This window comes from Bradyrhizobium sp. 14AA (assembly GCF_054185205.1).
Map to the genome: position 1 here is coordinate 120,123 of NZ_JAVAYM010000017.1, position 22,483 is coordinate 142,605.

19 protein-coding genes are annotated in these 22,483 nt (G+C 64.4%); 5 read left to right on the forward strand and 14 right to left on the reverse strand.

The genetic code is table 11. The features are described 5' to 3' along the window. Nucleotide 1: 1 nt before the first annotated feature. The 9 genes from RAD15_RS27505 to RAD15_RS27545 form a co-directional block, all read right to left on the reverse strand. The gene (locus tag RAD15_RS27505) at nucleotides 2–1,108 is read right to left on the reverse strand and encodes a DUF917 domain-containing protein (protein ID WP_458181348.1); all 1,107 of its coding nucleotides are present in this window, start codon (nucleotides 1,106–1,108) and stop codon (nucleotides 2–4) included. Further along, nucleotides 1,105–1,791, reverse strand: coding sequence for an AroM family protein (locus RAD15_RS27510; protein WP_458181349.1), 687 nt, complete (start codon nucleotides 1,789–1,791; stop codon nucleotides 1,105–1,107). Before RAD15_RS27510 ends, RAD15_RS27505 begins: the two co-directional genes overlap by 4 nt. A 7-nt stretch (nucleotides 1,792–1,798) precedes the next feature. Continuing rightward, complete coding sequence (locus RAD15_RS27515; protein ID WP_458181350.1) at nucleotides 1,799–2,884, reverse strand: ABC transporter ATP-binding protein; 1,086 nt, start codon at nucleotides 2,882–2,884, stop codon at nucleotides 1,799–1,801. Next, the gene (locus RAD15_RS27520; protein WP_458181351.1) at nucleotides 2,881–3,939 is read right to left on the reverse strand and encodes an ABC transporter substrate-binding protein; all 1,059 of its coding nucleotides are present in this window, start codon (nucleotides 3,937–3,939) and stop codon (nucleotides 2,881–2,883) included. The genes RAD15_RS27515 and RAD15_RS27520 overlap by 4 nt, the downstream gene beginning before the upstream one ends. Before the next feature lie 28 nt (nucleotides 3,940–3,967). Then, nucleotides 3,968–4,834 (reverse strand): ABC transporter permease, encoded by an 867-nt coding sequence (locus RAD15_RS27525; RefSeq protein WP_458181352.1) that lies wholly within the window; start codon nucleotides 4,832–4,834, stop codon nucleotides 3,968–3,970. Nucleotides 4,835–4,842: 8 nt separating this feature from the next. Next, nucleotides 4,843–5,718, reverse strand: coding sequence for an ABC transporter permease (locus RAD15_RS27530; protein WP_458181353.1), 876 nt, complete (start codon nucleotides 5,716–5,718; stop codon nucleotides 4,843–4,845). Next, the gene (locus RAD15_RS27535; protein ID WP_458181354.1) at nucleotides 5,715–6,497 is read right to left on the reverse strand and encodes an IclR family transcriptional regulator; all 783 of its coding nucleotides are present in this window, start codon (nucleotides 6,495–6,497) and stop codon (nucleotides 5,715–5,717) included. The genes RAD15_RS27530 and RAD15_RS27535 overlap by 4 nt, the downstream gene beginning before the upstream one ends. A gap of 179 nt (nucleotides 6,498–6,676) precedes the next feature. Continuing rightward, on the reverse strand, nucleotides 6,677–7,303 hold the full coding sequence (locus tag RAD15_RS27540; protein WP_458181355.1) for an alpha/beta hydrolase: 627 nt from the start codon (nucleotides 7,301–7,303) through the stop codon (nucleotides 6,677–6,679). After that, on the reverse strand, nucleotides 7,300–8,238 hold the full coding sequence (locus RAD15_RS27545; RefSeq protein ID WP_458181356.1) for a ring-cleaving dioxygenase: 939 nt from the start codon (nucleotides 8,236–8,238) through the stop codon (nucleotides 7,300–7,302). The genes RAD15_RS27540 and RAD15_RS27545 overlap by 4 nt, the downstream gene beginning before the upstream one ends. A gap of 129 nt (nucleotides 8,239–8,367) precedes the next feature. Here RAD15_RS27545 and RAD15_RS27550 point away from each other — a divergent pair, with 129 nt between their 5' ends. Then, nucleotides 8,368–9,279, forward strand: a complete 912-nt coding sequence (locus RAD15_RS27550; RefSeq protein WP_458181357.1) for a LysR family transcriptional regulator — start codon at nucleotides 8,368–8,370, stop codon at nucleotides 9,277–9,279. 40 nt (nucleotides 9,280–9,319) lie between these two features. Here the strand turns inward: RAD15_RS27550 and RAD15_RS27555 are convergent, their stop codons facing one another. The 3 genes from RAD15_RS27555 to RAD15_RS27565 form a co-directional block, all read right to left on the reverse strand. Further along, a complete protein-coding gene (locus RAD15_RS27555) occupies nucleotides 9,320–9,628 on the reverse strand; it encodes a barstar family protein (protein WP_458181358.1) in 309 nt (102 codons plus the stop codon). Nucleotides 9,629–9,668: 40 nt separating this feature from the next. Continuing rightward, on the reverse strand, nucleotides 9,669–10,655 hold the full coding sequence (locus RAD15_RS27560; RefSeq protein ID WP_458181359.1) for an ABC transporter substrate-binding protein: 987 nt from the start codon (nucleotides 10,653–10,655) through the stop codon (nucleotides 9,669–9,671). Nucleotides 10,656–10,998: 343 nt separating this feature from the next. After that, complete coding sequence (locus RAD15_RS27565; protein ID WP_458181360.1) at nucleotides 10,999–11,187, reverse strand: hypothetical protein; 189 nt, start codon at nucleotides 11,185–11,187, stop codon at nucleotides 10,999–11,001. A 301-nt stretch (nucleotides 11,188–11,488) separates the two neighbouring features. On the opposite strand from RAD15_RS27565, the gene RAD15_RS27570 reads away from it, so the two are divergent. From RAD15_RS27570 to RAD15_RS27585, 4 genes are read left to right on the forward strand one after another with little or no spacing between them, the layout of a single operon-like run. Further along, on the forward strand, nucleotides 11,489–12,757 hold the full coding sequence (locus tag RAD15_RS27570) for an NHLP bacteriocin system secretion protein (RefSeq protein ID WP_458181361.1): 1,269 nt from the start codon (nucleotides 11,489–11,491) through the stop codon (nucleotides 12,755–12,757). 8 nt (nucleotides 12,758–12,765) lie between these two features. Next, the gene (locus RAD15_RS27575; protein WP_458181362.1) at nucleotides 12,766–14,997 is read left to right on the forward strand and encodes an NHLP family bacteriocin export ABC transporter peptidase/permease/ATPase subunit; all 2,232 of its coding nucleotides are present in this window, start codon (nucleotides 12,766–12,768) and stop codon (nucleotides 14,995–14,997) included. Further along, entirely contained in the window at nucleotides 14,994–17,900 is a 2,907-nt protein-coding gene (locus RAD15_RS27580) for an NHLP bacteriocin export ABC transporter permease/ATPase subunit (protein WP_458181363.1), read from the forward strand. The genes RAD15_RS27575 and RAD15_RS27580 overlap by 4 nt, the downstream gene beginning before the upstream one ends. A gap of 2 nt (nucleotides 17,901–17,902) precedes the next feature. Then, nucleotides 17,903–18,463 (forward strand): cyclic nucleotide-binding domain-containing protein, encoded by a 561-nt coding sequence (locus tag RAD15_RS27585; protein ID WP_458181364.1) that lies wholly within the window; start codon nucleotides 17,903–17,905, stop codon nucleotides 18,461–18,463. Nucleotides 18,464–18,542: 79 nt separating this feature from the next. On the opposite strand, the gene RAD15_RS27590 is transcribed toward RAD15_RS27585, so the two are convergent. Together RAD15_RS27590 and RAD15_RS27595 are read right to left on the reverse strand one after the other, a co-directional pair. After that, nucleotides 18,543–21,236, reverse strand: coding sequence for an ATP-binding protein (locus tag RAD15_RS27590; RefSeq protein WP_458181365.1), 2,694 nt, complete (start codon nucleotides 21,234–21,236; stop codon nucleotides 18,543–18,545). Continuing rightward, entirely contained in the window at nucleotides 21,233–22,276 is a 1,044-nt protein-coding gene (locus RAD15_RS27595) for an ABC transporter substrate-binding protein (RefSeq protein ID WP_458181366.1), read from the reverse strand. The genes RAD15_RS27590 and RAD15_RS27595 overlap by 4 nt, the downstream gene beginning before the upstream one ends. Between the last annotated feature and the right edge of the window lie 207 nt (nucleotides 22,277–22,483).

Below are 22,483 nucleotides of genomic sequence, written 5' to 3' on the forward strand. Positions count from 1 at the left end.
CTTAAGCTCCAGCCGCAGCGGGCGAGAAGAGGGAACGGAATTCGAGGTCGTAGCCGAAGGCGCGCGGGCCGACGAATTCGAGACCGCGGGCGCTCGTCAGCACCGGCGGCGCCGGCAGCGCCACCACGGTGACGCGCTGGCCGTAGCGGATGGTCTCGGTGCCGATGCCGTGGCCGTTGACGCTGTCGAGCACGCAGATCAAATCGGGCGAGGTCGCGATCGCTTCTTCGTCGCGCCAGGCCACGATCCATTCGTTCTGGAACGAGAGTTTTAGCCTTGTGCCGCGATCGGCATCGCTGCCGTCAACCATGGCGGTGCCGCGCAAAAATCCTTCGGTGGTACGCCGGGCGACGTCGACGATCTTGCCGGTGAACAGTTTTTTGCCGCCTTCGGTTTCGAGCAGTGCGGCGATCGGATCCTCGTGACGGCGGTTCGCCTCCTGCACGGCGCGGCCGATGCGGATCGCCTTGGTGGTGGTGAAGTGGATACCCCAGTCCTTCACCTCGCGCCCCGTGCGCGGCGCCTTGCTGGTGGAGGCGATCGAGCCCATCTCGACGCAGATCTTGCGGCTCGCCCGTTCCATCCACTTCCAGCTCGGCACCTTGGTGACGACGGCCTCGATGCCGCGGGGATCGTACAGCGTGCAGGGGTAGGGACGCAGGCCGCCGATCGCAACCGACGTCATCTGCGCCTCGGGGAAGGCGCGGCCCATGCAGTCGGCGTCGACCACGGGAATGCCGAGATGCGCGGCCGCCATCAGCGCCTGCACGCCGTTGCCGCCGCCGATCTCCACCGACATCACGGCGCGAAACTTGATGTTGTTGATCTCCTCCTGCATGCGCACCGCGCGCGCGATGTTGCGGCTGTCGGCAAGGCGTTCCTGTCCGACCAGCGGCGCGCCCATGTTGGAGACCACGGCGACCCAGTCCTCATCGTCGAGATCGAGCGGCGACATCAATTGCACGCTGTGGCCCCCGGCATAGAGCCGGCGCAGATTGAGCAGGCCGAGATAGGGGCTGCCGCCACCGCCGGTGCCGAGAATCCAGGCGCCGACCGCGAGTGCTTCGATCTCCTCGAGGCTGATCGTCTTCATTTCTGCCTTGCTCACGACACCAGCTCCTCGACGATGCGGGCCGCGGCGGCGATGCCGAGGATCACCGGCCCCGGATAGGCCTTGCGCACGCGCGCCTTGTTGGCGCTGGTGTAGCTGATGCAGTCCATCACCACGAGATCTGGCTCGAGGTCGGCCATGGTGCGTGCGGCTTCGTCGACGGCGGCATCGTCGGAGCCGGGACGCAGCGTGACACCGACGACCTCGACGCCCTCGCGCTGCCATTTCTTGTCGATCAATGCGGTCTGCTCGGTCAGCGGGGAGAATACGCCGAGCCGGCCCTTCGGTAGCACGGCCTCGACGAGGTTGTGCAGGATGGCCGAGGGGAGAATGACGAGACCGTCGGCGGCGAGATTGGGAAATTTGCCGGTGCAGGCCATCAGCGTCACGCCGACGCCCTCGTGCTTGAAGCGCGTGATCTGCTGGCTCGCGCGCCGCTCCACTTCCTTCTTGCTGATGGTGACGCCGTCGCCGTTCGGCAGCAGCGTGAACAGCGTGTCGTAGCCGTCCATCGGCGGGATGGCGTCGATCTCGGCGCGGCTCATGCCGTCGAGAGCGCCGCGCAGCTCGATCTGGATGCCCGGCGACAGCACGGTGGCGATCTCGGATGCGACGGTGGGGCGCGGACTCTGGCCGATCACGACCACACCGATGCGCTGGTGCTTCAATGGCATGTTCATATGCACTCTAGTCCTTCAAGACGACGAGATCGGCCGGGGTCCACTGAAGCGTGACACCGTCGCCGGGAGCGAACAGGCGACTCGTGCCTGCATTTGGCTGTTGCACGAGGACGCGATGACCGCCTTCGAGCGTGATGCGGTAGAGCACGGCGCCGCCGAGAAAATTGGTGTTCTCGACGATGCCGTGGGCAGAGCTGCCGGCCGCGGTGGCGGCGTCAGCGCGCGGGGAGAGGCGGATCTTTTCCGGGCGCAGCGCCACCGAGAGAATGCCGGTGGTTTGCGTCGCGGTCGGCGGCAACGCGAGGATCAGGCCTTTGCCGACGTCGAGAGCCGGAGCGCCTGTGCTGGTCGTGGTGCTCTCGCCGCGAAAGATGTTGGTGTCGCCGATGAAGTCGGCGACGAAACGCGTCGTCGGCTGGTTGTAGATCTCGGCGGGCGTGCCGACCTGCTCGACGCGGCCGCCGTTCATCACGGCGATGCGGTCGGACATTGCGAGCGCTTCCTCCTGGTCGTGGGTGACGAAGACCAGGGTCAGGCCGAGCTTCTTCTGGAGCTGCTTCAGCTCGAACTGCATCTGCTGGCGCAGCTTCTTGTCCAGCGCCCCTAGCGGCTCGTCGCAGAGCAGGACGCGCGGGGCGATGACGATGGCCCGGGCAAGCGCGACGCGCTGCTGCTGGCCGCCGGAGAGCTGGGCGGGGCGGCGGTCTTCGAGACCCGACAGCTCGACCATGGCCAGCGCCGCCTTCACCTTCGCCGCGATGCTCGCCTTGTCCAGCCCGCGCATGCGTAGCCCGAAGGCGACGTTCTCGGCGACGGTCCGATGCGGAAACAGCGCGTAGTTCTGGAACACCATGCCCATGTCGCGCTTGTGCGCGGGCACGTGAGTGATGTCAGATCCGTCGACGCGGATCGCGCCCGCGCTCGGGATTTCGAAGCCTGCGATCATGCGCAGCGTCGTGGTCTTGCCGCAGCCGGACGGGCCGAGCAGGGAGAAGAACTCGCCCTGCCGGATGTCCATGGCGACCGCGTCCACCGCGCGGACGCCGCCGTCATAGATTTTGCTGACGCCGGCGATCTCGATCGACGCGCTCATGCGCGGAAGATCCGGTTGACGCGCTGGTCGATCTCGTCCTTGCGCTCGTTGTACCACTTCCAGTCGACCTGGATCAGCTTGGAGACCTTCTCGGGCGTGGTGAGCAGCTTGGCGTCGTACTTGGCGTCGAGCTTCACCTTCTTGTTGGCCGGCGAGTACCACACGGTCTCCGCGAGGCGCTTCTGCACCTCGGGGCGGAGCATGTAGTTCACATAGGCGTTGGCGAGCTCCTTCATCTTGCTGCCGGGCGTGATGGTCAAAACCTGCTCCAGCGAGAGGACGCCTTCGCTCGGCGAGACGAAATCGGTCGGCTGGTTCTGGCCGTCATAGCGGTAGATGCCGGAATCGTGGATGACGCAGAGGCCGACTTCGCCCGACAGCAGCATCTTCTCCATCGCGCCGGTGAAATCGACGATCTTGATCGGCTTCAATTTCTCAAGCGCCGCATAGGCGGCATCGAGATCGGTCTGCCCTTTGCCGAACAGCGTGCCGCACATCATCAGGAAGGCCTGGCCGAGGCTGTTGACCGGGATGACATAGCCGCCGCGGACGCCGTTATATTTCGCGTCCCACAGCTCTTTCCAGGATGTGACGCCGCTGTAGCCCTTGTCGGTACGCATGCCGAGGCCGATGGCGCTGGTGAAGATCGAGACGCCGACGATCTTATCGCTGATGGCGTAGGGATAGACATTGGCAAGGTTGGGCACGAGCTTGGGATCGATTTTCGGCTCGACCAGACCCATTTCGGCCGCGGCCCACTGCTCGTTGGAATTGGTGTGCATCACGTCGTAGATCGGCGCGGAGCGCGAACTCGCCTGGAGCTTTGGCAGATATGGGAATGCGGAATCGATCTGGAGCTTGCACTTGAACTCGCTCTCGAAAGCGGGGCCGATCTCGGCCTTCATGATCTCGCCCCACTTGCCGCCCCAGCCGGTGATGCGCAGCGTCGGATCGTCGGCACGCGCGACGTAGGGCGCGGCGATGGTGCCGATACCGAGAGAGGCGCTCGCGGTCAGAAAGCGGCGGCGGCTGAGCGATCCCAAAGCTTTCATCATGTCTCGAATCCCTGGTTACAATGAGCGGTTACAATTTGACGTAGGAGCGCAGCCCAACGGTGCGGTCGAGCCCGATGACGACGACGAAGGCGAGAACGATCGAGACCACCGAGGCGGCGCCGATGGTGCCGTCCAGATCGAACTTGAGATAGTTGAACAGGGTGACCGGAAGCGTCTCGTTGCCCGGCGAGACCAGGAACAGCGACACCGGAAACTGGTCGAAGGAGACGATAAAAGCGAAGATCGCGCCCGCGAGCACGCCGGGCTTGATCAGCGGCAGCGTCACCTCGAAGAAGGTGCGCACAGGGCTTGCGCCGAGATTTTGCGCGGCTTCCTCCAGGCGCGTGTCGAAATTATGCAGCACGGCAAGCGTCGTGCGCACCACGTATGGCAGCGTCACCAGCGTGTGGCCAGCGACGAGGCCCCAGGTCGGACGGCCCACGTCGAGCAGCACGTAGGTCTGGAACAGCGCGAGCCCGGTCAGGATCGCCGGCAGCATCAAAGGCGAGAGCATGGTCGCCACGATCAGCCGCGTACCGGGCAGATTGCCGCGGGCTAGCGCCAGCGCCGCGGAGGCGCCGAGGATTGTTGCGGACACCGTGGTGAGGACTGCGACTTCGAGGCTGAAGCCGAGCGCATGCATGAAGTCGCGCGAGGCGAAGAATTTTTCGAACCAGCGCAAGGACACGCCGACCGGTGGAAACTGGATGAAGGGCGTCGGGTTCAGGGCGAACACGACGACAATCGCGATCGGGGCCAGCAGGAAGACCAGGATCGCGATGTTGATCGCGAGATAAAGGGTGCGGCCGTAATGCCTGACGCGTCCGGCCGTGCGCGCGGGCGCTGCCTGCCGGGTCGTCGCGAGCGATGGGCTGTGCGAGGTGGAAGTGCTCATCGTCCGCCTCACTGCAGGTCGCGCTGGCCGGAGACGAGGCCGAGCGCGCGGTTGTAGGCGATGACGAGCAGAAGCGAGATCATGAGCAGGACGATGCCGAGCGCGGCAGCGAAGCCGACGTTGAAGTTCGCGGAGATCTGCTGGTAGATCAGGATCGGCAGCGTCATGATCTGGAAGCCGCCGAGCAGGATCGGCGTGACATAGGCGCTGATCGCGAGCGCGAAGACGAGCAGCGAGCCGGCGAGGATGCCGGGCAGGCTGAGCGGCAGCGTCACCTCGATGAAGGCGCGCAACGGGCTCGCGCCAAGGTTTTCCGCGGCCTGCTCCAGCCGTTCGTCGATGCGGCCGATCACGCCGGTCAGCGTCAGCACCATGAAGGGCACATAGATGTGGACGAGGCCGACCACGATGCCGGTCTCGCTATACATCAGCTTCAGCGGTTGAGCGATCAGGCCGAGCGACATCAGCGTCTGGTTGACCACGCCCTTGTCGGACAGCAGCGTCATCCAGGCGAAGGTGCGCACCACGATGCCGGTCAGCATCGGCGCCAGCACGGCCATCAGCAGCAGCGCATGTCCGGTGCGGCTCTTGATGCGCGCCATCCAGTGCGCCAGGGGATAGCCGATCAGAAGCGCGACCAGCGTGGTGACGAGTCCGAGCCGGATCGTGGTCCAGATCACCTCGAGATAATAGGGGTCGCCGATCATGCGGGCGTAGTGCCGCGTGGTGAAAGCGACCTTCGGCATCACCACGGGATTGCCGGTGAGCACGCTCATCACCGCCATCAGCCCGATCGGCAGGAAGAAGAACAAGGCGAACAGCAGCGCGCTCGGCAGGATGAAGAGAGCAAGGCCGTTAGGGCGCGTGGTTGCGGTGCTGCTCATCGCGTCCCCGTCTGCGTGCGGGCGGCGTCCTGGTCGAGCGGATCGCCGGTCAGCCGTCGCAGTTTCGCGGCCATCGCCGCCAGCTCGCGACGCACATTGGCGCGCTCGGCGGCGGTGGTCGCCTGCACCGAATAGGACACCGCGATGCCGATCATCTCGCCGGTCTCGCCGCTCTTGAGCGCAAAACCTTGCGAGCCGACGCCTTCGATGGATTCATCGGCAGCTTCGGATACGCCGGTGCGGCGGATCTCGTCGAGGCGCGTCATCAGTTGCTTGAAATTCTGCGGCGAGTTGCGCGGCAGTTTTGGATAGGTCGCCGGCACGCGGGCGCGGATGTCTTCGTCGATGAGGCGCGCGAGCATGGCGCGGCCGTTCGAGGTCGCGAGCGCCGGTGTGCGCTGGCCCGGCGGATTGACGACGCGGAGGGGATTCGAGCCCGGCACGATCCGGAGCACGACCTGCTCGAAGCCGTCGAGCACGGCGATGTAGCCGGTGTGCCCGGTGCGCGCGCAGACCTCGCGCAGCTCGCGCTCGGCCATGCTGATGAGATCGTCATGGGCGCGGTGCAGCCGGCCGAGCTCGAAGGTGAGCAGGCCCGGCCGGTAGCGGCGGGTGTGCGGGTCCTGTTCGAGCAGACCGCAATCGCGCAAGGAGCGCAGCAGGCGCGAGGTCGAGCTCTTCGGTTTGCCCGTGAGCGTCATCACGTCCGCGAACGACAGATCCGGCCGCGCGCTGGAAAAGCAGCGCAGGATATCGATGGCGTTGGTCAGGGCGCTCATGACAGCTGGTCCAAGAGAGTTCCATATTTCGGAACCTTGTCCCAAATTCTAAGCATGGCGCAGAAACGGGCAAGCGGAAATTTCGCGCAGGCTGGCGCCCGATTGCGCAGATGCGGCGGAAGGTCGCTTGACGGGACGTCGAAGCGGCGCACCGGTGAGCGGTGCGCCGCGTCTCCTGGTTAGGCGGCTTCGGCGGCGACGTTGCCGATCCAGTTACGGGCCAGCGTCACGTCGGCCTGCGACAATTGATGGCCTGCCGGCAACACCTTGTGGTCAACCTGCGCACCCGCTTGCGACAGCAGCGCCGCCAGCTTGGCCGAATTGCTCGCCGGCACGATCGGATCGGCCTGCCCGGACAACAGCAGGACGGGCTTGCCCGCGAGCTCCGCCTTTGGCGGGTCCGACAGCGGCACCATGGCGCGCAGCAGGACCGCGCCCGCAAGCACATCCGGTTGCAGCAGCAACAACGCCGCCGCGATGTTGGCGCCGTTGGAAAAGCCGACCGCGATCGGCGCGGCGATGCCGTATTGCTTCCGCGCCTCCGTGACGAAGTCGCCGAGCTCGATCGCGCGCTTGCGCACATCCTCCTCGTCGAACACGCCCTCGGCGAGACGGCGGAAGAAGCGCGGCATGCCGTGCTCGAGCACGCGGCCGCGCGGCGAGAGCAGGGCGGAGCCGGGCGAGATCATCTTGCCGAGCCCGAGCAGGTCGTTCTCGTCGCCGCCGGTGCCGTGCAACAGCAGCAGCGGAGGGGAGCCCGCGCTGGTCGCGGGCTCGAAACGATGGATGAATGCACTCTCGGTCATGACACGGTCTCTTCCAGGTTCGGCAGCACACCCTCGATCTGCTTGCGATGCTGTTCGAGGAAGCCGGGCAGCTTCAGGTCTCGTCCCAGCGTCGCGACGGGTTCGTCGACGGCGAAACCGGGGATGTCGGTCGCGATCTCGAACAGCACGCCGCCGGGCTCGCGGAAGTAGATCGAGCGGAAGTAGTTGCGGTCACGCTGCTCGGTCGGATGCAGGCCGTGATTGCTCACGAGCCTCTCGGCCATCTGGCCCTGCTCGGCATCGTCAGCCGCGCGGAAGGCGATGTGGTGCACCGAGCCGCCGCCCTGATGCCCGCGCAAAAAGCCCTTGGCCTCGTAGATGTCGACGACGCTGCCTTCGATATCGCCGAGCGCCTTGAAGCGGATCACCGAGCCTTCGCGCCCCGTCTCCTTGAAGCCAAACACGTCGGTGAGGACGGCGGCCGTCTTGGCCGCGCTGTCGAGCAGCAGGGTCACGCCATGGAAGCCGCGGATTGCGTGCTCCGCCGGCACGTCGCCATTACTCCAGCCGGGCTCGTTCTCGGCGCCGGGGACGCCGACCAGTGCGAGCGCCATGCCATCAGGATCAGTGAATGGCAGCACGGACTCGCCAAAACGCTTTTCCAGTGCCTCGTAAGCAATGCCCTTCTCGGTGAAGCGCTGCGTCCAGTAGCCGAGCGAGCGCTGCGGCACGCGGAACGCGGTCTGGTGGGTCTCGCCAACGCCGCGGCGTCCCGCCGATACGCCTGCCCACGGGAAGAAGGTCAGGATGGTGCCGGGGCGGCCGGTCTCGTCGCCATAATAGAAGTGATACGTGCCGGGATCGTCGAAATTGACCGTCTTCTTGACGAAGCGCAGGCCGAGATCCCGGGTGTAAAAGCCGAAATTGCGGATGGGATCGCCGGCGATCGCGGTGACATGGTGCAGTCCAGACATTGTCGTCCTCCAGAATTCGGGGAGCGGTCTTGCTCTGGCCGGAAATATCGTTCCGCTTTGGATTGGAGACAATCCATGCAAATATGACGTCTATGTCTACGATTTGGAAACAATCCCCAGGGCGAGCCGTTGGATAAGGTCGCCAGTCTCCGGGCGTTCGTGAAGGTGGTCGAGAGCGGCAGCTTTGCGGAGGCCGGCCGCCAGCTGCGGCTATCGCGCTCGGCGATCAGCAAATACATCGCCGACCTCGAGGAGAGCCTCGGCGTGCAGCTCCTGAACCGGACCACGCGGCATGCGAGCCCGACCGAGAACGGCCAGCGTTATTTCGAGCGCGCGGTCGTGATCCTCTCGGAGATCGAGGCCGCCGACCAGGCGGTGACGCAGGCCCAGTCGGCCCCGCGGGGGCTGCTCCGCGTCAACGCACCGATGTCGTTCGGCACGATGCGGCTGGGGCCCGTGCTCGCCGACTTCATGACGCATTATCCGGAGCTTCAGCTCCAGATCGTGCTCAGCGACGATCTGCTCGATCCCGTGCAGGACGGCTTTGACGTGACGCTGCGGATCGCGGAGCTTGAGTCCTCCAGCCTGATCGCGCGAAAGATCATGCCGGTGGCGCGCATGATCTGCGCCTCTCCGGATTATCTCGCGCGTCACGGCACGCCCAGGCATCCGCAGGATCTGCGCGAGCACGCCTCGCTGACCTACGGCTTCCTGCTGACCGGCAACCAGTGGAAGCTCACAGGCCGCGACGGCGATCACTGGATCCAGCCGGCCTGGTCGCTCTGCGTCAACAATGCCGAGGTGCTGCGCGACGTCGCGATCAAGGGCAGGGGTCTCGCGCTGCTGCCCGAGTTCATCGCGGCCGACGCTTTGAAGAAGGGCGAGCTGCGCGCCGTGCTGCAAGACTATGCCGCGCCGCCGCTCGCGCTCTACGCGGTCTATCCACCGACGCGGCATCTGTCGGTGAAGGTGCGGCTGTTTATCGATTTTCTGGTGGAGCGGTTTGGGCGGGAGGAGGAAGCGAGTGGGCGGACGCGGTGAGGCTTGGGCGTGGACTCATTGGCACGCAGCAACATTTTTCCTAGCTTTCGATCTCGAGCCGAACCGCAACATCCTCACCAGTGCGCGCAAGCCTGCGTTCTCGAGTCTCCGCGATTGCAGATGAAAAATCGCGGACGATCCCCCGCACCTCGGGCGACAGGTTTTCCGTGTTTACGACTTTGATCGCGTAGGGAGGTTTGAGCGCGTTCATCCCGCCTCCAAAAATCGAGTCTAGAAACGCTCCCACTATGTGGCCATGCCAATCCGGAGCTCCTATCGCAGCCTTAAGCGCTAGTCGAAAATCTTGAGCAGTTTTCCAACTGCTGGCATCGAGTTCTACTTCATGCATGGTCCTACCAGGGACAAGTTACACCGCAGCATAACCACCTTCACTCAATAACTTCGTCGGCGCGGGCGAGCAATGCGGCCGGGAACGGCAGGCCAAGGGACTTCGCGGTTTTCGCGTTGATGACAAGATCAATCTTCGTGACCTGCCGTACCGGTAAATCCTCGGGCTTTTCGCTTTTCAATACGCGCCCGATCATTTCGCCAACCTGTCGGAAAGTATCGTTGTAGTTGGGTCCATAACTGATCAACCCGCCCTCCGCGACGTATTCGCGGATGAAATACATGGCGGGTAAGTTGTGGCGAGCCGCCAGAGCGATTGTTGTCTGTCGATTGTTCAAGAAAACAGCATCACTTTTCACAATCACGGCTCCTGCGCTTGCTTCTTTGGCTCTTGCGAATGCCTGATCGAGATCGGTCGCGCCGGCTACATTGAGAGAAAGCCAGTTCACGCCGATGGTTCGAGCAGCTTGTTGCATGCTCTTCTCGAAGGGATCTTCCGATCTGATCGTGGTCTGCGTGTGCAGGAACGCAATCGTCTTTGCGGCCGGTACCAGCTCGTGAAGGAGCTCCAGTCGCTTCACGTTCAGTTCGGGCGCGAGGATCGACACGCCCGTCGCGTTGACGCCCGGTCGGTTGAGGCTCTTTACAAAGCCGCTGGTGACTGGGTCAAACCCGGTGAAGAAAACGATCGGGATCGAGGTGGTCGCAGCCTTGGCCGCAGAAATTGCCGGCCCCGAGAATGCCGCGATGACTGCTACCCGACGCTGCACCAGATCGGCGGCCAGGGCGGGCAATCGATCCAGCTGATCGTCTGCGGCTTGATATTCGAACGTGAGATTGCGTCCTTCGACGAAGCCCATTTCTGCAAGTCGGTCCTTCACCGAACGGACCGTCAGGTTTGACTGAACGGCTTGTTGCGATCCGTTGACGAGGAAGCCCACAGCTGGGGGCGGCCTCTGTTGCGCTCGCGCCCTTGGCAGCGAGATCGCAGCGCCGGCGATCGCCAAGATGAAATCGCGTCGTTTCACGGGCGTTCGTCCCAAGGCTCGGAGGATTGTATCCCTCCGAGCCCACCCAGCAAGCGGGATGTGGCAGCGAACGTTCGTGCGGCTCGGTAAACGGATCGAGGCTAGCCGAGCGAATGTTGCTCGGCGGGCGCGAGCAGCTCATCCAGCGCATGCATCGACGCCTCGCGTAGCGCCGCGATTTCGCCTTGGGGCCAACAGCATCAAGAGATGGGGGCAAGGACCATCTGCCGGTAGGCAGCACCAGTCCAGATGGGCTGCTCCGAAGAGCCAACGCACAATCGTCTCGCGCACCGGCCGCACAAGGCCGGCGCTGAGCTCGCGTGTTGTCAGGATTGAAAGGGGGCTAACCGCCGGCGCCGGTGTTGATGCCCTTCGTGTAGGTCAGCGGGTAGGCACCGCCACCAGAGACGTCGAGTTGATCATCCGGCAATGCGTCAGTCATCGTCGCGATCGGCGTCTTGGCCTTTGCAGGCTCGCCGGACTGGGTGGTTTCCGGATGAGCCCCGTTTGCCTCGGATTTCTGGTCGACCATTTGCAGCTCCTGGATCCAATATCGTTTCCTGCGACGACGTGTTGGCCGCCGCCTTCGATGGGTCTGAGCAAGGACCTGAAGGTTCAAGGTCCTGCCCGGAGCGTCGACGCCATTCCGAGCGGATCGGCTCCGAAATCGGTCACGTTCCGGTGAAGGAAATTAGCCCCTGTTGCCGCTCAACCACAAGTAAAGTCTGCTCATACCCCGCGGATAATCTGCTTGCGCCGGATACTGGCTTGAAAACGCAGGCCCTTTGAGGCCAAATCGGATTTGCGCGGGTCTGGATGCGCCGGGGGGCTGCATGAAAGGCGGGATCAATCGGATATTCCGGGAGGCTGCGATCGAGCGGCTGTCCCATCCCGAGCAACTCGATCATGTCGTCAGCATCACGCGTCCCTACGACTGGGTGGCTACCCTGGCGCTCGCTGTCGGCATCGCCGTTCTGCTGGCCTGGAGCGTGCTGGGCCGCATTCCGACGCGGGTATCGGGCGAGGGTATCCTGCTCAGCAGCGGGGGCCGATTGGTGGACGCCGTATCGGCTGTCCGGGGGCGACTGGCATCGATCGAAGTCCACATCGGGGACGTCGTTCGCCGAGACCAGGAAATCGCCCGCGTCGTGCAGCCGGATGTCGAGCTGCGGCTGCAGCAGGCACGGGACGTGCTGAAGGAGCGCGAGCGCGAACATTCCGACTTGATCGCGGCGGTCTCGCGGGAGATCGAGGCCAAGCAGGGCAACTACGCAGCGCAGGAGGCCGGGCTGCGCGAGGTCACAGCCGTTGCCGAGCGGCGCGCCGCTTATCTGGTCGATGAGGTCGCCAAGTTGGAGCCCGCCGCAGCCGGCGGCTACGTGACCCGGAAATATCTCGAGGATCGTCGCGTCGAGCTCAATGCGGCCCGTGAGCGCATCACTGATTCCAAAAACGAGGTCCTGAAACTGAATGCGCAGCGGCTCGAGCTGCAGAGCCAGCGCGAGCGCGATCGATTGCAATCGGAATTCAGGGTGAACGACGCCAGGCGCACGGTCGAGCAGCTTATGGGTGAACTCGAACGCGGATCGCGCATCCTCAGCCCTGCCGACGGCCGGGTGGTGGAGATCAAGGTGTCGAATGCCGTCGTGCTGGCGGTGGGCACGCCCGTTGCCCAGATTGAAACCGCGAGTCCTACGTTGGAGGCGACCATCTACATGCCGCCGGACCGCGGCAAGTCGATCCAGCCGGGAATGGAGGTTCGGATTGAGCCGAATCCGGTCAAGCGCGAGGAGTACGGTGCCATCGTGGGCCGGGTCGCCGCGGTATCCGACTTCCCCGTGACGCCCGAGGGAATGGCTGCCGATCTCCACAACGATACTCTGGTGAAACGCTTTTCCGACAAGGGCGCACCCTATGTCATGCGCGTGGCGTTGGAGCGCGACGGCGCCACGCCCAGCGGCTATCGATGGACGTCGGGCAAGGGCCCGCCGCTCCAGCTGTCCAGCGGCACATTGGCTCGTGCCGAAGTCACCACGCGCGAGCAACCCCCGATCAATCTCCTATTCCCGACGGTCAAACGGCTGACCGGAATCGGCGGCTAGGATCGCGCATGAACGCAGCGCCCTCGCAGCCGCACCGACCCGGACAAGGCCTGTGGCTTGCCTTGCGCGATCTGTTCAAGAGCCTCGTCCTGGCCGCCCGCCGACGCTGGATCACGCCAACCGTTCTGCAGATGGAAGCGCTGGAATGTGGAGCAGCATCGCTCGCGATGGTGCTCGCGCATTACGGTCGCTGGGTGCCGCTCGAAACACTGCGCATCGCGTGCGGCGTATCCCGTGACGGCAGCAAAGCCAACAACCTTCTGAAAGCCGCACGAGGTTTCGGGCTATCGGCGAAGGGCTTTCGCAAGGAACCGGAAACGCTCAATGACCTGCCGATGCCGGCAATCCTCTTCTGGAACTTCAATCATTTCGTGGTGCTGGAGCGGATCGAGGCCGATTACGCCTACATCAACGATCCCGCCTTCGGGCGCTGCAGGGTCGATCGCGCGGAGTTCAGTCTTGCCTTCACCGGGGTCGTCCTGGCGATGGAGCCAGGCCCGGAATTTCGCCGGGGCGGCGCGAAGCCCAGTTTCCTCGCGACGCTCTGGCGGCGCCTCCGGGGATCACAGCGTGCCGTGATCCTGCTGATAGCCCTGAGCATGACTCTGGTGATTCCGACGATCCTGATCCCGACCTTCGCCAAGATATTCGTCGACCACGTCCTGATCATGCATGTGGAAGGATGGTTCAGGCCGCTCCTGATCGGCCTCGCACTGACCGCCCTGGGGCGCGCGCTGATCACGGCTTTCCAACAGTCGCTGCTGCTCAGGCTGCAGACCAAGCTGACGGTGACCTTGGTGGGAAAGCTGCTTTGGCACCTGATGGCACTGCCCCTGGAGTTTTTCAATCAGCGTCATGCAGGGGAGATCGGCAGCCGCGTCGGGGCGAGCGAAGCGGTCGCAGAGCTGGTGTCGAGCGGGCTCGCAACCAGCGCGCTCAATCTGGTCTCGGCGATTTTCATCGCAGCCGCCATGGCGCTGTACGACCCGGTGCTGGCAGCGATCAGCATTGGTATTGCGCTCGTGAACGTGCTGGTGCTTGCGCTGGTTGCAGGCGAGCGTGAAAGACTCAATCGCAAGTTGACGATCGACAAGGCGAAGTTGACCGCGAACACGATCGAGATCGTTCGCTCGATCGAAACGATCAAGGCTGGCGGGCTCGAGAACGACGCGTTCGCCCGCTGGGGTGGCTTCCAGGCCAAGGTCCTCAATGCCGAACGCGATCTTGGCCTTTATTCCAACCTTCTCGAGATCTGTCCTGCCTTTCTGACCGGTCTTTCCAGCGCGATCGTGCTCGGGGTCGGCGGCCTTCGCATCATGGATGGCGCCCTGACGATCGGTGGGCTGGTCGCGTTGCAAGCCCTGCTGCTGAGCCTGGTCGAGCCGATCAATGCGATGGTGCAGCAGACCTCCGCATTCCTTGCGATCAAGGCCAACCTGTTCCGGGTCGAAGACGTCTTCAATTACGCGGCACAGCCGGTCGTCACGATGGACCTCAAGCCGCCGGAAATGCCCGCGAAGCTTTCCGGGCAGATCAGGCTGGTCGATGTGTCGTTTGGTTATTCCCCCCTGGAGCCGCCGCTGATCGAAGGGCTGTCGTTTCAGCTCGAACCTGGCCGCCGCATTGCATTCGTCGGCGCGTCAGGCAGTGGCAAATCCACGATCGGTCGCCTGATCGGCCGTCTTTATCGGCCCTGGTCGGGCGAAATCCTCATCGACGACTGGCCGATTGATCGCATTCCCGAGCAGGTGTTCGCCGGCTCCGTCGCCTATGTCGATCAGGACATTCTGCTTTTTGAGGGGACCGCGCGCAGCAATTTGACACTATGGGACGACACCATTGCGCAAGCCAACTTGTCGCGTGCCAGCAAGGATGCGTGCATTCACGAGGATCTCTCGGTCCGGGCCGGCAATTACGACTGTCACGTGGACGAGGAGGGCCGCAATTTCAGCGGCGGCCAGCGCCAGCGGCTGGAAATAGCACGGGCCCTCGCTGGCAATCCGTCCATCCTGATCCTCGACGAGGCCACTTCGGCCCTCGATCCCAGCGTCGAGAAGATGATCGACGACAATCTGCGCCGACGGGCGTGTACCTGCATCATCATCGCGCACCGGCTCAGCACGATCCGCGACTGCGATGAGATTCTCGTCATGAGCCAGGGTCGCGTCGTGCAGCGGGGAACACACCGGGATCTGCTTGCCGAAGGCGGCGAATATGTTCGTCTGTTGACCGCCGAATGACCAGCCCCCTCCGACCATCTCATCTCGAGCCCCCGGAGACGAGCGGTGCGCTGACGCACCGCTTCGCGCTCGACAACCATCGACCCTTGTCGATCGGCCAGTCCGATCAAGCTTTTGTGGTGGCGCAGGGTTACGTCGATCTGTTTGCGGTCATGCCGATCGGCGAAGGCTCACCACCTCGACGTTGGCATTTGCTTCGAGCAGAGCAGGGGCGCCTCATCCTGGGCCTGCCTGCTTCCGCTCATGACGGGCGTCCGCTCGAGGTCATTGCGCTCGGCGGAGCCGACGCGGAGCTGATCGCCTGCACCCGCCGCGAGATCACCGACCGAGCGATGCTCGAGGAATGGTCGACGTTGCTGTTGGCGACGGTCGCGACGCTTCCCGAGGAGGTCGCCGCCTCTCACATCGATCCCGGCGCCACAAGCGAACTGGCACCTGGCGAGACGCTGCGCATGTCGGGCCGACAGGTCGGATGGGTCGACGTCGAGGACGGCGCCATCCGGATCGTCGGCTCGCACCAAGCGATCACGGCAGTCGACCCGCTCTGCCCGGTGTCTCCCGGCACGTGGATGGTGGCCGAGCGCCCCACGAAGCTGCGCGTCAGGGATGGCGCATCACTCTCTCCCGCCGAGATCCAGGCCGGGCTCGATCTCTTGCACACACAGGTCGCCAACGAGCTCGCTCGCAAGTTCGAGATGGAATGGGCGGCCGATGTGGCCCGTCTGCAGCGGCGAGCCATCCAGGAGGAGTTGCGGGCCGAAGCCGCGATGGGCCGTCTCGTCGGCGTCATCGATCCTCCTGCCGTACCGCCCGAGCACCTCGCCGACCGGAGCGACCGCGTGTTGTTGGCCTGCCGCGCCGTCGCGGAAGCGATGGGCGTGGAGCTTGCACCGGCCCGCCAGCGCATGACCGGCAGCGACGACCTGACGGCGGTGCTCAAACTTGCAGAGGCGTCAGGACTTCGCAGCCGTCGCCTGCTGCTTCGGGCCGACTGGTGGACCGACAGCGCAGGCCCATTTCTCGCGTTTTTTGGCGAGGAACGCCGCGCAGTAGCAATCCTGCCGAGCGCTCGCGGCAGACATCTCCTGCTCGATCCCGCATCCGGGACGCGCAAGCCCCTGACGCGAGACGTCATTGCCGAACTCGCGCCGGAGGCCGTGATGTTCTACCATTCCCTGCCGGCCCACCCCCTCGCTTTTCGCGATCTGGTGTCGTTCGTTGCGTCGATGGTTCGCGCCGATCTGTCGCGAATCGTCGTGGCGGCACTCGGCCTTGGCCTGCTCGCGATGGCAACGCCGCTGGTGACCAAGGTCCTGATCGATTCCGTGCTGCCGCGCGCGGAAGCCGACCAACTGCTGGTATGCGCGGCAGCGCTCCTCATCGTGACGCTGGTGACTGGAGGTTTCCAGTTCATGCAGGGCGCCGCGGTGCTGCGCCTCGAGAGCCGGTTCGACTGGATGGTGCAGGCAGCCGTCGCCGACAGGCTGCTGCGAATGCCACTTGCGTTCTTCCGGAGCTATTCGGCCGGCGACCTTGCGGATCGTGCGTTGGGAATCGAAGCGATCAGGGTGATCATCACCTCCCGGTCCATACGTGGAATGCTGGCGCTGGCCTCGTTTGTCTTTGGCTTCGCGGTAATGCTCTATCTCGATGCCCCACTCGGCTTATTTGCTGCCGTGCTTGCCCTTGTTCGGCTCTCGGTGATCGCGGGCTTCAGTTACGCCCGCCTGAAGCACGAAAGGGCCAGCTTTGGCCACAGGGGCTGGCTGGGGGGCGCAATCGTGCAATTCGTGACGGGCATCGCCAAGCTGCGGATTGCCAATGCAACGACCAATGCCTTGAATGTGTGGGTCGAGCGCTTCAGTCGCCACAAGCTGCACTTCATGGCATCCCAACGCGCAGCCAATGGCCTCAGGAGCATTGAGGCGGGCTTCCCGGCAGTCGCAACGCTTCTGATTTTTGCAGGGTCCGAACATTTGGCGGCGACCAGCCCGATGCACGATCTCGGCACCTTCCTGGCGTTCTATGCGGCGTTCGGAATAACGCTCGGTTCTATCGGCGAATGGGGGCAGGCTGCAGCCCAGCTCGTCACCGTCATTCCCCGCATCGAGCGGCTGAGTCCGATCATTGCAACTCCGATCGAAGTATCCGAGCACGCGAAGGCCCCGGGCGAGATCGAGGGCGCGATCGAACTCGGCGACGTGTCCTTTCGGTACGGCTCAGCTGGGCCGCCCGTGCTGGATGGCATCAGTCTGAGCATCGCGCGCGGCGAATATGTCGCCATCGTAGGTCCGTCGGGCAGCGGGAAGTCGACCCTGTTCCGTCTCCTGCTCGGGTTCGAGAAGCCACAGTCAGGCGTAATCTTCATGGACGGCAAGTCGATCGAGACCATCGACCTCAGTTCATTGCGGCGCCAGGTCGGGGTCGTGCTGCAGAATTCCAAGCTTTCTTCCGGCAATCTCTACGAGAACATCTGCGGCGGCATCCACTTGCCGATTGACCGGGTCTGGGAAATTGCGCGAGCCGCAGGGCTCGACCGCGATATCGAGGCCATGCCGATGGGAATACACACCTTCGTCGCCGAAGGCATCAACACGCTGTCCGGCGGACAGCGCCAGCGCCTGCTGATCGCTCGAGCGCTGGCGCACAATCCGCGCCTGCTGCTGATGGACGAGGCGACCAGTGCGCTCGACAACCGTAGCCAGGCCATCGTGACTGCGTCCATCGAGCGCCTCAACATCACGAGGATCGTCATCGCGCACCGGCTCAGCACGGTGCAATCCGCCGATCGCATCGTCGTGCTGGATAAAGGCAGGATCGTGCAGTCGGGCGGCTTCGACGAACTGATGGAGAAGCCCGGCCTGTTTGCCGAATTCGCCCGCCGCCAACTGCTGGAGGAGTGACCATGCGCAAGGTCCTTTTCATGTTTGGAGTGCTGAACGATTCCGACGTCGAATGGCTGGTGCGGTCCGGCCAGCGGCGCACGATCCGGAGCGGAGAGGTGGTCATTCAAGAAGGAGTACCGATCGGGTCGATCATCCTCGTGCTGCACGGGCGCATGGGAATCGAGATTCAGGGGGCCGGCGAAATTGCCCAGATCGAGGCGGGAGATGTCGTTGGAGAGATGTCGCTGGTCGATTCCGCGCCGCCTTCGGCGACGGTTCTCGCTAAGGTCGACGCACTCGCATTGTTCGTCGACAAAGGAGTATTGCAGCACAAACTGGCCAGCGATGCGCCCTTCGCGAGCCGCTTCTATCGAGCACTTGCCATCCTGCTCTCGGACCGGCTGCGTGCGACCGAGCGGCGTATGGCGTATGGCAAAGGCGGGGATCTTGCGAACGAGGACACCCGTCTGCAAGACGAACTGGACCCAGAAGTGCTGGACCGCCTTGCGATCGCCGGTGAGCGGTTCGATCGTCTGCGCAAGCTGGTCGAGGAGAGCGAGATAAGGAAGAATCGTCGCTAAGAGCCGCTGGCACACTGTTCGCAACCTTAGCTGAGGCTCGAATCCGGACTTGGCAGATTGGCAACCTATCTGAGCTTCCTTAGTTGACCGAATGCTGCTCCGTGGGCTGGAGCAGCTCATCCAGCGCACGCATCGACGCCTCGCGCAGCGCCGCGAGCTCGCGCGCAGCGCTCTCCAGCTCGGGTAGCGACATCGAGCCAGCCGCCAGCTCGACCTCGCGGCAGTGCTCGAACAGGCGGACGAGGCCGAGCGCGCCGGCGGCGCTGCCGAGCTGGTGTGCGGATCGGGCGAGCTGCTTGTGGTCGCCGGCTACCGCTGTGCTGGTGATGTCGCCGATCAGGTCTTCGCTGGTCTTTTCCAGCAGGTGGCGTAGCGTTTCGACTTGCGCGGCGCCAAGCAGCTCCTGCTGGTCGTCGAGATAGTTCCGGTCGATCAAGGCGCCTGCGGCGAGCTGTGCTGCCGTCGGCTCGGCTTCCGGATCGTCCTCGATCGCCTCACGCAGCGCGTTGATCAGGATCGGCTTGCTGACGACCTTGGCGATGCCGGCGCCTGCGATCCGCTCGCGGGCGCTGCGCGAGACGTCGGCCGTCACTGCGATGACGCGCGGCATCTTCGGCAGGCCGAGCTTGCCGATGCGCGAGGCCGCCTCCACGCCGTCCATGTCGGGCATGTGCAGGTCCATCAGGATGACGTCGAACGCCTGATCGCGACTGAGCGCGATGGCCGACGCGCCATTCGTCGCGATCGTCGCGTGGTGGCCGAGCCGGTTCAGGATGGCTTCGCCGACCTGGCGATTGACAGGATCATCGTCGACCAGCAGCACGCGAAGCCGCCGCGACGGTGGCGGGATCGCACCTTGCGCGATGCCGCTCGCGGCAAGGCCGAGCGGCACTTCAAGCGTGAACGTGCTGCCCGCACCCGGGGTGCTCTCCACCGTCAGTTCGCCGCGCATCAAGCGGGTGAGGCGCCGCGCGATCGCAAGTCCGAGGCCTGTGCCGCCGAACCGGCGCGCGATGCTGTCGTCTGCCTGGACGAAATCCTCGAAAATCCGCTCGTGCATGTCGGGCGCGATGCCGATGCCGGTGTCGCGAACGGTGATGCGCAGCGAGACATGATCGTCGCGCCGCTCGGCGGCCGCGTTCACGCCGATGCCGCCGCGCGGGGTGAACTTGATCGCGTTGCCGATCAGGTTCAGCAGGATGCGGTTGAGCCTGACAGGATCGCCGTGCACGGAGGTATTGACCGTCGCATCGCAGGCGAGGTCGAAGGTCAGCCCTTTGCCGAAGGCCTGCGGGCGCATCAGGTCCGCGGCGGTCTCGATCAGCTGGTCGAGGCGGAAATCGCGCGTCTCCAGCGCTTCGGTGCTGGCCTCCAGGCGGGCATATTCCAGGACGGCATCGACCAGTGCGATCAGTGTCTCGCCCGATGCGGCGGCGGTCGCGAGGTGGCGCCGCTGCGCTTCGCTGAGACTTCCGTCGTCGAGCAATTGCAGCACGCCCATGACGCCGTTCAGCGGCGTGCGCAGCTCGTGGCTGACGACCGCGAGGAAGCGCGATTTGGTCTCGTTGGCCTCGACCGCCGCGCTGCGCGCGCGCTCGGCGGCATCGTGCTCGGCGAGGGCCTGATCGCGCGCCTTCTCCAGCTCGGAGGTACGCTCGATCACCTTGCGCTCGAGCGTGGCGTAGGAATCGCGCAAATGCGCGGCCATCCGGTTGAACTGGTCGCCGAGCGCTTCGAGCTCGTCACCGGTCGTGATCGCAAGCCGCATGTCGAGATCGCCGCTGCCGATCCGCCGCGCGCCCTGTGTCAGGAGCTGGATCGGCACCGTCATGCGCCGGCTGAGGAAGAGGGAGACCAGCACCGCACCGGCCAGCAAGATGACCAAGAGGAACGTCGAGCGTCCGATCGAGGCATAGATCGGCGCATAGGCTTCGCTGAGCGGCAGCTCGACGAACACCAGCCAGCCCATCGATGGCACCGTTGCATAGGTCGAGAGCACGCGTTGACCGGACAGATTCTCCTTGACCAGGCCGCCCGAGGGCGGCCCGACGCCATCGAGCGCGGCGCGGACGTCGGCATGACCGGAGAGATCGCTGCGCTGGAGTGCCGGCCACAGATCGGGATGCGCGATCAACACCCCCATGCGGTCGACCACATAGGCCTTGCCGGTGTTGCCGACCCTGATCCCGGCGACGAGATCCCAGATGAAGCGCAGATTGACTTCGGCGACGACCACATTGGGCGCGGGGCCGGTGCCGCGCGTCGCGATCGTCATGAACGGCTCGGTGTCGCCGAAGAAGTAGACCGGCCCGTAATAGGCGCGGCTTTCGTTGGCGCCGCGGAAGGCAGGCGAAGTGGAGAGGTCGGCCTTGCTGCCGACCCGGTCCGCGACGCGGCGCGACACCCGCACCTGTTCACGGCCCTGCGCGTCGAGCTCGGTGATTTCCGCGATCGCGGGCGATAGGCGCAGCAGGCGGATGGCGTTCAGGCGATCGTCTTCGTTGGTCGACAGCTCCGGAGGCAGGCGCGAGAGCCATCTGATCTGGTTTTCGATCTGACCGATGAACTGGCCGATCTGAATGGCGGCCGACGCGGCTTGCTCGCGCTGTGTCGCCGCGAGAAGCTGCTTTTGCTCACGATAGGAGAACCAGACGTCGAAGCCGGTGTTGATGGCAAGCGCGGCAAAGGCGAGGGCGACGATCGAGTAGAGATATTTTCGGAACAGCCGGCCGGGAGGCGTCCGCAAATCTCCCTGGTCGACCTGCTCGTTCACTCGCGGATCTCGTCGGCGCGCGCGAGCAGCGTGAACGGTATCGTCAATCCAAGCGTGCGGGCGACCGTGCGGTTGATCAGGAGCTCGTATTTGCGCGGCGATTGCACCGGCAGATCGCCGGCCTTGGTGCCGCGCAGGATCAGGTCGACATAATCGGCCGAGCGCACCTCCAGCGTTGGCCCGTAGCTCATCAGCCCGCCTGCATCCATGAAATAATGAAACGGATAGATCATCGGGACGCGATACTTCGCCGTTGCCGCGACGATCACCTGGCGGTTCACCACCAGGAAACTGTCGACGAGCGAGATCATCGCGGCTTTGGGCAGCTCGGAAAAGCGGCTGATCGCCCCGTCGATCTCCGCTGCCTTGCCGATGGGGGCGAGGACCACGTCAACGCGGGATGCTGCGGCCTCCTGCTCGAGCGAGTCGAGGAAGAAGCGCCCGGCACCAGGCGTGGTCTCCGGATTGAACAGGACGCCGACACGCGCCATGTCCGGCACGGCCTCCTTGATGAGCTGAAGCCATTTGCCCCCCATCTCGGCGGTGCTGCTGGTGAAGCCCGTGACGTTGCCGCCGGGATGCGCGAGGCTCTCGACGAAGCCGTTGCCGACGGGGTCGTTGGACGTCGCGAAAACGATCGGGATCGCCTTGGTGGCCGCGAGGACGGCCGCGGTCTCGCCCGTCGACCCCGTCAGGATGACGTCCGGCTTCAGCTCCAGCAATTCCTGAACTGCAATCTTCAGTCGATCCGCTCCGCCGAAGCTCGAACGGACTTCGAGGCGGAAGTTGACGCCTTCGACCCAGCCTCGTTGCCTCAGGCCCGCGATGAGCCCGCCGAGCCGCGTGGTTGCAGCCTCGGTCATGCTTCGTTTGGTCAGTTCGTCGTCGAGCGGCAATGCCGTCAGCGAGCCGACGATCTTCACGCGATCAGCCGTTGCGCCGAGCGCAAAGAAACCCGCGGCAGTTGTACCTGCAAGGCGAAGGAAATCGCGGCGGGCGACCGCCGGCACAGCGCGGGCAGGAGCGGGCCGCTTAATCATGAAATGTTTCGCAAAAGTTGTCCCTGGCGCTGTGCATATCCCGAAAGGCTAGCAACCACAATTGATGAAAAAATGCGCTTATGAATGCTCATTCGCAGCCTTTGGCAGCCCGATACCGTATTCCTACGCCGCCAAAGAGTCGCTGTTTCGAGCCGTGTCTCCTCCGTGACGCTCTGTAACGCATTGTGGCGTTGCAATATTTCCGTC